9 protein-coding genes are annotated in these 14,300 nt (G+C 53.1%); 4 read left to right on the top strand and 5 right to left on the bottom strand.

Going from position 1 to position 14,300, the window contains the following annotated elements; genetic code table 11:
• Positions 1 to 9: 9 nt before the first annotated feature.
• The 4 genes from Q31b_RS10665 (at position 10) to Q31b_RS10645 (ending at position 7,883) form a co-directional block, all read left to right on the top strand.
• The gene (locus tag Q31b_RS10665) at positions 10 to 2,502 is read left to right on the top strand and encodes a sodium-translocating pyrophosphatase (RefSeq protein ID WP_146599667.1); all 2,493 of its coding nucleotides are present in this window, start codon (positions 10 to 12) and stop codon (positions 2,500 to 2,502) included.
• A 630-nt stretch (positions 2,503 to 3,132) separates the two neighbouring features.
• Complete coding sequence (locus Q31b_RS10655; RefSeq protein WP_231617465.1) at positions 3,133 to 6,012, top strand: secretin N-terminal domain-containing protein; 2,880 nt, start codon at positions 3,133 to 3,135, stop codon at positions 6,010 to 6,012.
• Between the two features lie 18 nt (positions 6,013 to 6,030).
• Positions 6,031 to 7,599, top strand: a complete 1,569-nt coding sequence (locus tag Q31b_RS10650) for a proprotein convertase P-domain-containing protein (RefSeq protein WP_231617464.1) — start codon at positions 6,031 to 6,033, stop codon at positions 7,597 to 7,599.
• Positions 7,600 to 7,658: 59 nt separating this feature from the next.
• On the top strand, positions 7,659 to 7,883 hold the full coding sequence (locus Q31b_RS10645) for a hypothetical protein (protein ID WP_146599664.1): 225 nt from the start codon (positions 7,659 to 7,661) through the stop codon (positions 7,881 to 7,883).
• A 28-nt stretch (positions 7,884 to 7,911) separates the two neighbouring features.
• On the opposite strand, the gene rpsI is transcribed toward Q31b_RS10645, so the two are convergent.
• The 5 genes from rpsI to Q31b_RS10620 all read right to left on the bottom strand — a co-directional run bounded on the left by rpsI (position 7,912) and on the right by Q31b_RS10620 (position 14,283).
• Positions 7,912 to 8,325, bottom strand: a complete 414-nt coding sequence (rpsI, locus tag Q31b_RS10640) for a 30S ribosomal protein S9 (RefSeq protein ID WP_146599663.1) — start codon at positions 8,323 to 8,325, stop codon at positions 7,912 to 7,914.
• A gap of 115 nt (positions 8,326 to 8,440) precedes the next feature.
• On the bottom strand, positions 8,441 to 8,878 hold the full coding sequence (rplM, locus tag Q31b_RS10635; protein WP_146599662.1) for a 50S ribosomal protein L13: 438 nt from the start codon (positions 8,876 to 8,878) through the stop codon (positions 8,441 to 8,443).
• Positions 8,879 to 9,049: 171 nt separating this feature from the next.
• On the bottom strand, positions 9,050 to 10,216 hold the full coding sequence (locus Q31b_RS10630; RefSeq protein WP_231617463.1) for a hypothetical protein: 1,167 nt from the start codon (positions 10,214 to 10,216) through the stop codon (positions 9,050 to 9,052).
• 18 nt (positions 10,217 to 10,234) lie between these two features.
• A complete protein-coding gene (locus tag Q31b_RS10625) occupies positions 10,235 to 11,809 on the bottom strand; it encodes a hypothetical protein (protein WP_231617462.1) in 1,575 nt (524 codons plus the stop codon).
• Positions 11,810 to 11,868: 59 nt separating this feature from the next.
• Complete coding sequence (locus tag Q31b_RS10620) at positions 11,869 to 14,283, bottom strand: polyketide synthase (protein ID WP_146599661.1); 2,415 nt, start codon at positions 14,281 to 14,283, stop codon at positions 11,869 to 11,871.
• Positions 14,284 to 14,300: the final 17 nt, after the last annotated feature.

Here is a 14,300-nt window from a genome sequence, read left to right as displayed (position 1 = left end):
GAAAAATAGATGCTCGTGCTAGTTGTTTGGTTTGGTGCTGTGGTCGCATCGGTCATTGGTCTGTTTTGGGCATTTCATTTTTACCGCCAAATGATGTTGGCGAGTGAAGGCAACGACGAAATGAAAAGCATCGCCCAAAGCGTCCGCGACGGGGCGGGGGCCTATTTGAATCAGCAGAACAAGGTGGTATCGATTGTTTTCGTCCTAGTCACCGCGGTTTTGGCGTTTGCTGCGTTCCAGTTAAAGGTCCAAAGCGGATTTATGCCGATCGCTTTCTTAACAGGCGGCCTGTTCAGCGGATTATGCGGTTGGTTTGGAATGCGAACGGCGACCCAAGCGAGCAGTCGCACGGCAAATGCGGCCATCAATTCGCTCAACGACGGGTTGCAAATCGCTTTTCGAAGTGGTGCGGTGATGGGGTTGACCGTCGTCGGCATGGGGCTGCTCTATATCTGTATGTGGTTCGGCGTGTTGTACTGGGGCGTTCCTGCATTTGCCGATCCCGAACACACGTTCAGCTTGTCTGAGCTTTCGGTTACGATGCTATCGTTCGGAATGGGGGCCAGTGCCCAAGCATTGTTCGCCCGCGTCGGCGGCGGTATTTTTACAAAAGCGGCAGACGTTGGAGCCGACTTGGTGGGCAAAGTCGAACAGAGTCTGAAAGAGGATTCGCCACTCAACCCAGCCACGATTGCCGACAATGTGGGCGACAATGTCGGTGACGTCGCCGGGATGGGGGCCGATTTGTACGAATCCTATTGCGGTTCCATCTTAGCGGCGTGTGCGCTCGGCGTGGCGGCGTTTGCTAGCGGATCCATGGTGCCCGAAGGGATGGAGGTCGAACAGGCGCAACTCCGCGCAATGATGCTGCCGATCGCGATTGCCGCCATTGGAATCCTGCTATCGATCGTGGGCATCTATGCGGTGCGAACCGATGACAATGCTTCTCAAAAATCACTGCTAAAGGCTCTCGATCGCGGCATCAATCGAACGACGCTGCTGATCATCGTCGCTTCCATCTTGATTACATCGCTACTTATCCCCACGGTCCCTCAGACGACATGGTTTGGCTTTTTGCCGGGCGTTTCGTTCAGTATCATTGTCGGATTGTTGGCTGGATGGTTAATCGGTAAATGGACCGAGTACTCCACCAGCGACGAGTACAGTCCGACCCAGCGGTTGGCAGCACAGGCCGAAACAGGCCCCGCCACCATCATAATTGGCGGGATTGCCGATGGAATGTATAGCGTTTGGTTTCCTGTCTTTATCATCTGCCTAGGCATGTTCGCCTCGTTCGGTTTTGCAAGTGGGTTCGACTTTGATAATGATCAATCGTTCCCTATCGGATTGTATGGCGTTGGCATTGCTGCCGTTGGAATGCTTAGCACTCTCGGAATCACGCTGGCCACCGATGCGTACGGGCCAATCGCGGACAACGCGGGCGGCAATGCCGAGATGGCCGGATTGGAACCTTACGTTCGCGAGCGTACCGATGCACTCGACAGTCTAGGGAACACGACCGCAGCAACGGGCAAAGGCTTTGCCATTGGGTCAGCCGCATTAACCGCACTCGCTCTCTTTGCAGCGTCGGTCGAAGGGGTCCGTGATGGAATGCACCGCTGGGCAGGTGACCAGGTGACGCAGTCGCAAGCCGACGGGTTCTATAAGTTGTCCGACAAGTTGGTGTACCAAAAGAACGGCGATTCGGTCACCTCTTATCTCGTCATGCCCGAACCCGGCAAACGGGCTCCCGAATCTTGGACGCAAATTGAAGACGGTTTGGCGATTGATGAACAGGTCGTGCTCACGCCCCTTGAGCCGCTCGAAGGCGAAGCGGCTGACGCTGAGCTAGCGAGTAATTACATTATTCGTGGTTGCCGAGCGCCCTTGGTCGACGTTTCCACCGCATCACTGCGAAACTTTCTGACATTCTTTGACGGCAACATCATCAATCCTCGCGTCTTGATGGGGATTTTCCTGGGCGCGATGAGCACGTTCTTGTTTTGTGCCATGACGATGAAGTCGGTTGGACGAGCGGCTCAGGAAATGATGCTGGAGGTTCGTCGCCAATTTACCGAAGATCCCGGCATTTTGGACGGGTCTTCGAAACCAGACTACCAACGCCCCATCGAAATCAGCACCAAAGCCGCCCAGCGAGAAATGATTCTACCGAGCCTGCTCGGGCTCCTGATGCCGATCGTTACCGGGCTCTTGCTCGGAGTGGCGGGTGTGCTTGGCTTGCTGGCCGGTTGTTTGACGAGTGGATTCTGTTTGGCAATTTTCATGGCCAACAGCGGTGGTAGCTGGGACAATGCCAAGAAGTATGTCGAAGCAGGCCATCATGGAGGCAAGGGCACCGAAGCGCACAAAGCAACGGTTGTCGGTGATACGGTCGGCGACCCATTCAAAGACACCAGCGGCCCGAGCCTGAATATCCTTATCAAGTTGATGAGCATCGTCAGTGTCGTCGCTGCGGGCTTGATCGTTCGTTACGCGCTTTAGAGTCTCCTTGGGTACCGCGTTCCTCGTGCTTTTTCCAGATGAAACCTTCGGGTTCCCTGTATTTGCTATCGGTAAGCAGCTTTCGTGGCTGTGGCTTCCAGCCACAGCTTACGGGGGCAAGATGCCCCAACCTCTCTTCTGCCATGCCTAGCCCGGATGATTCATGGGCTTGCAAATTGTTTTGCTAACGTCTACGCCTTAAAACGCTTACGTTCATTGCTCGAAAAACAGTCTGCGTATTAGCCGTTTTGGCGTTAGCGGGCTGTCGATTTAATCGGTTTGACTCGACTTATTGTTTAACGCCAAGCCATAGGCGACCGCTTACGAAAAAGCTAACGCCTTCGGCTAAGCGTTAAACGATTAAATCAGCAGGCCGTTAGCCACGGTTCACACGACAAATCACGCAGCCGTGGCTATCGGGCTGTCGATTTAATCGGTTTGACTCGACTTATTGTTTAACGCCAAGCCATAGGCGACCGCTTACGGAAAAGCTAACGCCTTCGGCTAAGCGTTAAACGATTAAATCGACAGCCCGCTATCGCCAACACGGCTAATGAATAATCCGGGCTAGAATCAAGCGGTGACAAAGCACTCGCGAGCCGCGTGTCGAAGCAAATCAGAGAGCCTTGGATGGATCCTTTTACGCTGGACTTTACCGAAAAGGGTCGTATTGGTTTCGGTTATCTGCTATACTATGGTTTAAGCTCCGAACGAGAGTCTCACCTGAAATTGCTCTCGTTCGCTCCCCACCCCCCCTCCCAAATCCTCCCTCCCGTTGCGATGTATACTGGCATTGATCCAATGTTTCACCTGCACACCCACCGCTGGCGTCAATCTTATTTCCTGTTCCTTGTTGGCCTGCTCGTGGCCGGACCGATGGTTCGCACGCGTTCTGCTTTCGCTCAGCAGGATCTACCCCGCCAACCGATTCCGGTCCAGACGGGCGATTCTGAAGTTATCGCAACCGCTGTTTCCGAAACCGCTGTTTCCGAAACCGCTGTTTCCGCAACCGCTGTTTCCGAAACCGCTGCCTTCGAAACCGCTGAGGCTTCGAAGAAAGCACTCCCTGAATTGGCTCCAGGCTTGGTCCGGTTTTCTTTTGAAGGCACTCCTTGGCGAGAAGTCGTTCGTTGGATAACCGACGAAGCCGACCTCGCACTCCACGTCGGAGATTTGCCGCCGGGAAGCTTTACTTATTCCGACCCGAATGCGTTTACCGTTCAAGCAGCGATCGATCGAATCAACCTGTTTCTGCTAGCCGAGGGTTTTACACTCGTGCGAAGTGGCGACTTATTGTCGGTCATCAATTTGGCGGATCCGCGAAGCATGCAGCAACTGGATGTATTGGCAAAGTTCGTCACGGCTGAGCAATTGTCTGCAATCGATGGTGACACACCCCTTGGCGATCACGATGTCGTCAAATGCTTGTTCCCGTTGGGAGAGAGGGATGCCGAAGATGCGGTTCGTGAAATCAAAACGTTGCAGCTAATGATGGAACCCAAGGTTCTTTCGCAAACCAATCAATTGATTTTGACCGACACCGTGTCGAAACTGCGTAGCGTGCTGGCAATTCTAAAAGCCTTCAAACAAGAAGAGATGACGAACGGAACCATCGTAAAGAGCTTTTCGCTTCAGCATTGCACGACCGAAGACATCTTGACGGTTGCTCGGCCTCACCTCGGTTTGGCGACGGGCGAAATGATAGGGATCGACGTCAGTTTGTCCTCCGATCTGGCGGGTAAGAATCTGTTCGTGACGGGCGTCGAAGATAAAGTGAATTTGATTGAGGGGTTGGTTGAAGCGATCGACCAACCCAAACAAGATCCTCAAGAAACAAACGCTGCGATGGAGTTCCGCACCCACTTTGTCGAAGGTGGCAATCTGCAAACGATCTACAATGTGCTGCAAACACTACTCGCCGGACAAACCGTCCGACTTTCGATCGACGAATCGGCCGGCAGTATCGTGGCGCTGGCTACCCCCACGGTGCAAAAGGAAATCGCCCAAACCGTTGCCCAAATGCAAGCCTCGGAGGCAGCGTTCGAAGTGATTCCCCTGCACACCGTTGACCCCTACGTTGCCATCGGTTTGATCGAGGGGATGCTCGATTTACCCGATGAGTTTGATGACCCTAAACAGATTGACCCCGATGCTCCCAAAATCGATGCGGACCCCGCAAACATGCGTTTGTTCGTGCGAGCGAAGAAGCATCAAATCGATCAAATCAAGGCGATCGTAGCGGGACTCGAGCAAAACGGATCTCTGCAGAATAACGACACCATGCGGGTCTTTCCCCTGCAAGGTAGCGAAGCCGAACGGTTGGTGAAAACCGCTGCGAAATTTTGGCGAGGCACGAACCCGATTGTCTTGCTTTCGCCAGCCAGCATGACCGATGAACATGTCTTCGAACGGGTCGTCGGCGAGGATCCTTCCCTGACCAACCCCAACGACGAAAACGCTGATGCGATGGAGGGGGATGCCGAGCATCAGCTTGACCGGTTCTACGGTATACAATCACCCTCGGAGACTCGCACGTTGACATCCTTGCCGAACCGAAATGGTTCACCCATTCAATGCCAAGTCAGCACGCGAGGGCTAATCTTGGAATCCGAAGATACCGAAGCTCTCGACCGATTCGAGCAATATCTGAAAACACTGTCGGGGCCAGTCCATTCGGTCGCGTCGCCACCCATCGTTTTCTATCTAAAACACACCAAATCGGACGACGCACTGCAAATGCTTGGTGAACTACTTGATGGAGGCGAGTCGGCTAAAGAAGCGTCCACGTCAGGTCTGGTGAACGGTTATGTTTCAAGAAGCTCTTCTTCGTCCCTTCTAGGCAGTTTGGTCCGATCCAATGACGGGACAACGACGATGACGTCAGGTTCGATTACCGTCGTCTCCGACCCTCGTTTAAACCGATTGATCGCCCAAGGCAACTCGGCAGAAATTGAATTGATCGAGAACTATCTGCGAATCATTGATAAGGACCAAAGCCTCACATCGATCGAAACCTATGGCTCGTCACACGTCATTGAATTGGTCAACACGGATGTCAAGGAAGTCGCCGATGCGGTGCGTGAAGCGTTCGCAGGGCGGATCAACGATGGCAAGTCGGGATCGGCAGGTTCAGCACAGGCGGCGATGAGATCCCAAAACAACCAAAATGCAAACAACCAACGGAATGGCGGCAAACCAGCTCGAAACGTCCCTGCATCGAAGGCAGCTCGCGATTTAGAGCCGAAGATCACCTTGGCAACCCACGCACAAAGTAACTCCTTGATCGTGACCGCCCCCGACGCCTTGTTTCAAGAAGTAAAACAGCTTGCTGAAACAATCGATGCGCGAGGCGAACGGGCCATCGAAGTCATCACGCCGATTAATTCTGAAGTCTTTGGTGAATTGATGCAGCAGGTCTTGCTGGGCGAACCCGTGCCTCGCAGCAATCGCAATTCATCGCGTGACCGTAACCCCTCTCGCAACAATTCCAGCCGCGACAATCGACGTTGATTTAGCCACAAAACTGTTATGATTCTTTACATTCATTCCGCTACACGACGCGTCCATGTGCTCCGTTTGTATTTGCCTCGGGCCGTCGTCGCCGCCGTGTTGATGCTTCAAGCTACCATGCTCTACGGCCAATCCGGCCTGCGAGACTCACTCGAGCGTCTCGATCGAAACCAAAATGGGAAAATCGATCCCGATGAGATCACTCCGTTGGCACGCCCGTATCTGGAGCGGATCGGAAAAACTCGCCGGTTGTCACTCGATCGCCCAAACGGAATCGAGAAATGGCAAGAAGCCGCTAGAATTTACCATGCTTTTCAAAACGGCGTCAAAGATGATCGAATCGTCATTGAGAACCAAGGCGGTGTGCTGTCTTTTGGAGCGGAGCCAGATGAACCGCTGATACCAGAGTTTGGATTGGCGGGGGCCATCTATCCCTACACGCAAGCGGATTTAGATGAAGCCGATGGAACCTTGCGGCGCTACGACCGAAACCGGGATGGTTCGATTGACCGCGACGAAGCACAACGAGCAAAATGGACGCACCGTGATCCCTTTGAACAAGACAGCAATCGCGATGGCAAACTAAACCGCTTGGAATTGGCGCAACGCTACGCACGTCGCCGTTTGGTCTCCAATGATTCAGGCGAACTTATCAAAAAAGCGATTCGGGTCGGTAATGGCATCGCACCAGCCAACGACAATCCCAAGTCACAAAACCGAAGAAATTGGTGGGAACAAAGAGACCGCTACTACTTAACCTCGTCGGTGCTGGGCCGTTTTGATCTGAACAAGAACGGGCAACTCGATCCTGCGGAAACGACTAGCCTTGGGATTCCAATAAGCCGCATCGATGCCAATCGCGATGGAACGTTGTCTCGTGAGGAGCTGAATGCTCACTTCACGATGCTCCAAGACGAAGCAGGTGATATCGCCCAAGGCTTGCCAACTTGGTTCTACGAACGCGATCTCGATCGAGACGGCCAAGTTTCCATGTCCGAATTCACCGAAGAGTGGACCGAGGAACTGATGGACGAGTTTACGCAACTGGACATGAATGACGATGGCCTCCTGACAACATTCGAAGTCGTTCGCTCCAAAGCAATGGTCGGCGGCAGTTACGTTAGTGGGCAAGCCGAAGTCTTGGCGCCCCGCAAGTCAACCATCTCTGAAATCGTGGTTGACGAGGATTATCCGATTGGTAATTTGAAAGTCCAATTGTCAATTACCCATACCAACGTTTCCTCGCTCGATGGCTACTTGATGGGACCCGACGGCCAGCGGATTGAGTTGTTTACGGGCGTCGGCGGCAGTGACGATCACTTCAACGATACCGTCTTTGATGATGATTCTCGTTATCCAATCACCAAAGCAAGACCTCCCTTCGAAGGAACGTTTATTCCCGAGGGCGCGTTGAAGAGACAACCAAGCTTGAGCTATTTTCGAGGCCAGAGCGTGAAGGGTGTTTGGCAATTAGTGATCAGTGGAACGCGTAACGACCGGTTTGGTATGTTGCACCACTGGGCGTTACTGGTCGAACCTCAAGAGCAATTTCCTGGTGCGGAAGTGGCGAGCGATCCGCAGCCATAGCAGAAGGTTGCCCCGGTTTCGTATCAACGCGTGGTATTCCGCGTTGTCCTTAAACCACCATGCCATTGATTGTGATTTTGATTCGCCAAACGGATGTTTCAGGCGGATGTTTCTGGCGGTTGTTTCTGGCGGTTGTTTCTGGCGGTTGTTTCTGGCGGTTGTTTCTGGCGGTTGTTTCTGGCGGTTGTTTCTGGCGGTTGTTTCTGGCGGTTGTTTCAGCAAAGATCCAAAAGCTTGGGCTACCAGCGACGAAAAAAAAGGCAAGCCGTGTTGGCTTGCCTTGAATGTTGAATGGAGCAAAATCGCGTGGAGTTAACGCTTGCTGAACTGGACGCCTCGGCGTGCTCCGCGAAGACCCGGTTTCTTTCGTTCCTTCATACGCGAATCTCGCGTTAGGTAGCTACCTTCACGAAGTGGATCATGCAGTGCTTCATCGTAACTGACGAGAGCTCGAGCGAGGCCCATGCGAACCGCACCACTTTGGCCCGTCATACCGCCACCGCCGACACGGACGAGCACATCGACTTTGTCGGTCAATTCGACGGCACTTAGTGTCGCCAGGATACTGGCTTGATCTTGAGCGTTGACAAAGTACTCGGTCATGGGCTTCGAGTTGACGGTGATGTTTCCGCTTCCCGCACGAACGCGAACTCGAGCAACACTGCTCTTGCGGCGCCCGGTTCCGAGCGAATCACCGTTGATTTTGTCCTTCTTTACAGCGACCATAATTTCTAAATTTTAATGGAGAGAGAATGTATGTTGATTGAAGGCAGTGATCGTCATTCCGCATTGTGGAGCGAGAACTGCCCGTAAGCCCTTGCCGGCCCTGGTTTTGCCGACCTTAGTTTTTGCCGGCTTTCTTGCCGGTTCGCTTGAACTCGGTCGGTTGCTGGGCCGAATGGGGATGTTCGGGGCCCGCGTAGATCTTCAATTTGGACAACATTTGCGTTGCCAATTTATTCTTGGGTAGCATTCGCCGCACAGCATGAAAAATCAGGTCTTCAGGCTTGCGTTGTTGACGATCGGCGTAAGATTCCAATCGCAATCCTGGATGGCCCGTGTACCACGTGTAGTGGCGATCATCCATTTTCCGACCTGTCATTGCCACCTTTTCAGCGTTGACGACGATGACAAAATCGCCACAATCGACGTGAGGCGTGTACTCGGGGCGATGTTTTCCCATCAAAACGGTGGCAATGTCCGTTGCCAAACGACCTAGCACTTCGTCGCTAGCATCAACAACATGCCATTTCTTGGTGACTTGATCGGCCTTCGCCATGAATGTTCGTTGAGCAACCACTAGCTTAATCTTCTAAGTATTGGGAACAATTTGAAGGGTCAGAAAAATCTTGAGCGCAAAACCGATGCGCTGGAACGAAGGAATTTAGAGACCTATCGCTGCAAAGGCAAGGGCTGAAGGGGCAAAATCGTGGCGATTTTGCTAACAAATTCAGCTGCCTTCGGTCGCCATTTTTCGAAAATAGGCCTCGATTGCTTCGCGGTAGTGAGTGGGTAAATCGCGACTGATCTGCTGAATCGCCTGTTGACGCTCGGCAGGCGGTAAATTGCCCCACCCATTTCCATCCTTCATCTTCTTCAAATCAACGTCACCGTTCCCCGCGGCCCCGGCAATGCGACTTTCATTCATCGGGCTGCCTTGCTGGTCGCCTTGGCTGTTCTTGCCGTCCGCAGACTGTTGTTGCTGCTGCTGCTGTTGCTGTTGATCTTTCTCGATCTTGTCGATGATCTTAGTCAGCTTGTCAATAATTTGCTGTTCCCGTTTTTCGACCTCTTCATTCGCTCGCCCCAAGTCCAAGCGGCGAGAAACGTCGGTCATCAAACGCGAGATCTCGTCGAGGGAATCGTCCTTCAATGGTTGGATATCGGCTACCATCATCTTCGCCGTTCTGACGAATCGTATCGGGCTATCCGCCTCGTTCTCCAACAAGCGACGTAAATCCGCGAGCGCTTCCTTTTTCATAAGCAACGTGTGGTAACAAACCCCCCGGAAAAACAGGGCGGATGCTGGGTCGATCGATTCGGCCGGATCGACTTCAGCGATCACCGGTAAGGCCTCATCGTACAATCGAGCACGGACCAATTCGCGACCCAGCCAAGTGCGGACGCTCATTCGTAGCGATTTCGGGAGTGATTCGATTTCTCCATATGTCGACGAACTCGGATCCACACTCGCTCCTGCCTTGACCAGACTCGACTGCGTCGTGATCACCAGATTCTCGACTGCGGGCAAAATGGGTCGCAGCGAAGTGATCAAGGCGTCGAGCGGATCCATATCCTGTTTCTCGATTGCTCCGATGAATTGCTCCGATGCTAAGTCAATTTCGCCAGGCAAAATGCCGATCGCGTCCAACGATGTCCTCAGCATTCGAGCCATTTCATCGACGTCGTGCCGCTGCCAACTCGCCTGCCGTTCGAACGTTTCCTCTCCGAAGGCAAGTGAAATGGAGACCGAGACCATTGCTAGCCAAACAAAAACAGAAATGGCAATTTTTCTTCGCTGGTCTGCCAATTTGCTTACCGTCGTTGCCAGACAACGAGCGTCGTTTGCCTGAGAAACAGGCATTTGCTCTGCTTTTGATGCATGATAAACAGTCATTGGCATTTCCCGTTTTGATTATTGGTTTCGTTTGAGTACCAGGTCACGTGTGATCTGATACAAGCGATTTTGCCGTTCCGACAAGTCTTGGAGCAACGGAATGACTTCTTCGGTCGACGATTCACCCGATTCGATCAGTTCTGAATAGCGTGTGGTGGTCGATTTGACTCGTGTCTCCATCGTACGCAGCAACTTTAGTTCCGCCAACGCTTCGACGAGCGGCGGTTCTTGCTGTCCCCCCGGTTGTCCCTCCCCCTGTTGCTGCTGCTCTTGCTGCTTCTTTTCGAGGTCCCTTTGTGCCTTTTGCAACGCTTCGATCATTTCTTCGAGCGCCGACAAAATGTCTTGCTGGATCCCTTGGGTGACCGCATCAATTTTCGTCTGTCCCAATCGCTCGGCGACATGGGTGGTGTCCAAGCGGATTTGAGAAACCACTTCCGGAAAGGCAACGCTCGATCCTTCTTCACGCAATAATAACATGGCTCGGTCTGCTTCGAGCGTAATTTTCTTCTCTTCGAACGCCAAATTTCCCGCCTTCAAGTCGGTTTGGCGGTTTCGTTGCGATTTCGGGGTTGCGGCTAGTGTGATGGTATCGTCGAGAACTTTGGACTGCATCGCCGCCATTTTTCGCAGTCTTGCCTCGATTTTTGCCAATTCACGCAGCATTTCTTCCTCGCGTAGCTGACGCAATATCCGCTCAAGTCTGTCGATGGCTTGACGCAGGTCCTCTTCAGCTTCTCGCTGCTTTTCAACCGTTTTCTCACGTTCGCCCTCTTTCAGTTCCTGTTCGGCTTGTTGCATCTTCTCAATTGCCTTCTGCAATTGCTGCTCCGCAAGCTGCTGTGGGCTTTGAGGAGGCGGAGGGGGTTGCTGTTCGGCTTCTTGCTCGCTGGGCTCTTGGTCGCTGGGCTTCTGGTCGCTGGGCTTTTGGTCGCTGGGCTTCTGGTCGCTGGGCTTCTGGTCGTTGGGCTTTTGGTCGTTGGGCTGTGATTCTTGATCGGACGGATCTTGTTCTTTATCCGACGGATCGGAAGGATCCTTTTCGGCTAGTTCATCTCGGAGCGATTCACTGCGGTCGGTGATCGCTTCTTGTTCCTTTTGAACCTCCTCCATGTCGGCGCCATTTTCAGTCCTCGCTCGCGTGCTACGTTCGGCCCGTTCGACCCGTTTCAAATCCTTGATCAAATTAGCGATCCGTTCTTTTTCGTCGCGGATTCGTTTCGATCGATCCTCACTCATCAATAATTGCAGCAGCCCTTCGAGTCCTTGGGTGGCGTTGGCTTGATTGTCGACCGCTTCCTGAAACCGTTTTTCGCGAAGGGCACCGGATGCTGATTTTAATTTGTCGAGCACAAATTGGTCGCGTGATTGACGAGCTGCACGCTTGAGTAACGCAGCCCGCTCGGGGTTCTCGGCTGCCTCCATCTCTGCCAAACGAAGCAGTAGTTCTTCGAGTCGCTCGTACCTTTGGACAATCGCCGATTGCCGATCGGGTAGGTTGCTCTCTTGAGCGGAAACGGGTCGGCTAGGAATCGCGATGACCGTGACCGTAACCGCAAACAACAGCATCGTCGAAAGAAGTGATTTGAGCATTTGATTTGCTACCGCTAATTAGGCTTTTTCGGAAAAGGGGCTGACCCTTTTGGAGGACACTATTTAAACAGATCCATGACCCGTTTCTTTTGCTCTATCTTTGTTTCGTCGAGCAACGCTTTTTCGTCTTCAATTAATTGTCGGACAATGTCGAGTATTTCATTGTAGCTTTCCAGGTCAAGCATCTTTTCCAAGACGGCCGTCAATTGCAGTAGCACCTCTTCGGCTGTTTGCACTGCATGGGCTGTTTGCCGAGCCGCTTCTTCGCCGTCATCAAGTGATGCTTCGATGCCCTTAATCTGTTCTTTGAGTCGATCGAGTGGCCCGGCAACGATTCTCCTCAGCGGGTCACGCACCCCTTCGCCAATCCGTTCGCGTCGGTCCGCCGAATCGACTCGATTGTTGACCATTTCTTGCAGCAAATCGTCGAGCGACTCGGCGATCCCCGTCAGTTCCTCACTGGTCTTGTTTGCTTGCAATCCCGTTTGCTGAATCCGCAACCGTTCGACCTGTTTCGCTCGAAGCTGATCGGCTTTTTGGGCGTCTGACACCGTCGTGTTGTCTGCGTCCGTCTGTGTCGGAGCTTGGTCGAATCCTCGCGAACGAAGTAGGTCGAGCGTATCTCGGAGATTGCGTGTTTCATCGAGCGTTTGCTCTAAACGAGATCGCATTGCCAATTCTTGTCGCTCGAGGAGTGCTAGCAACTTCTCAGGCGTTACGACTTGCAATCGATAAATCTCGCTACGGGTTTGGTGTGGTTCTCCCAAATCATAGGCGTCCGTTGCTTCGGCGAACACGTTGATCGTCTGGCCAGGCTTCAGTTCGGGCAAACGGCCATCGGTTGCAGAGTCTCGCAAATCGATTACCGATTCGCCATGGCCTTCGCGATCAACCGAAATGGGCACACTGGCTGACGCAGCATCCACGTCGGGCTTCTGTTCGTTCTCGGCTAATTCAGGTTGCGACTCGTTATCAAGCAATTGGTTTTCAAGCAGCGGTGTCACCGTGACCTGAAGTGTTTCGATTCCGTAATCGTCCAATGCAACGACGTTAAGTGGGAGTCGAGCGATGGGGGTAACTGCCGATCCGATGCCATCGAGTCGAAGTTGCACTTCGGGTTTTTCGTCGGTAATGACTCCTAGGAAATAGCGATAGGGTGCTTGTGCCGAGATGCCATCCAAATCCCTGGGGACGATCCGAATCGCGGTTGCATGCCGGAAATCCTCGATGAGTATTCGGTTCGGAGGTCCGTCATCCTTCGCATTCCACTCGATTTGCTCGGACTCGCCCGATTCGCGACGTAGAACGACTTCTGAGTCGCCGAGTGGAACGTTGCTAATGACTCGTAGCTCTACCGAACTACCCTCGCGGAGCCGCAGTCCTGATTGGTAATCGGTTTGCATGTCGGCGGAATCCGGTGCTCCAGCTTCACGCAGATAATCAGGGTACCGAACCGCGACTTCCATTTGGGTGATCACCGGTGGCGGTACCGCTTCGATTCGGAAATCGTCAAGCCGATCATCGAGTCCTCGAACACTCACGGTCATCGATTCACTCAGCCCCGATAGGGGCGGCCCATCGAGAACGAACGATTGGTAGCCATCCACGACTCTACCGATTCGTCGCATGTTCGATTGGCCTTTCGTTCCGTCATCACTGTGGTAATAGACCGTACAAACGACAGGCACTTCCGCATCCTCCGCTTTCGCACGAATTCGCAGTGTACCGCTACTGCCTTTGGGGAGTCGGATTTGTTTGTCTTCGAAGGGAATCAACTGCGATGGCAAAGCGTCGTCTTCGGTCGCTGTGATGATGGGCAACTCCACCCCGACCATTTCCAGTTGAGCGCGCCGAGGCCACGGGTCGTTCGAAAGTAGCGTCAACCGACTCGCCGCACGGCCGAAGGCATTGGGGCTGATGACTAAAAAGATCAATGCGCACAATGCCAACGGTGCAACCAACATCGCTTTGCGACGAATCGGTTTCCATGTAAGCACGCGTCCCATTTCCACCTCGGAAATGCTCTCAGCCGCTTCGCGGTGGACTCGGTCGAGTAGTCGAGTGGAGTGGGAATCGCCCTGTCGGTCTCTCCGTTTTAGCTGGACGCTGGTGACCAAGCGACCGCCTAATTTGGGAAATTGGCGTTCCATAAGCAAAGCCAAGGAATCATCGGGTAACGGTCGACGTAACCGTCCCACCAGTAGTTTAGCTGCAATCGCAAGCACGGTGCCTGCAACCATGATTAGCAAAAACAATCGTGCCAACGGAGGCATCTCGGTACCGCCCAGCAACACTGGCCCGTAATCCAAAACCAAGCCAAGCCAAAAGGCTGACAGAATCACGGCAACGATCGCCAAAACCGCGTCGATCACGACATAACGGCGGATCTGATAACGAAGCGAGTCGATCAGTTCGCGGAGCTTCGGATCAAGCGACGAGTCGGTACCAGAGGTAGAGGACGACGGATTTTCCATCAAACAATCACATGTTG

The organism is Novipirellula aureliae, from assembly GCF_007860185.1.
Taxonomy (GTDB): Bacteria; Planctomycetota; Planctomycetia; order Pirellulales; family Pirellulaceae; genus Novipirellula_A; species Novipirellula_A aureliae.
This window is presented reverse-complemented; position numbering and strand designations above follow the sequence as displayed.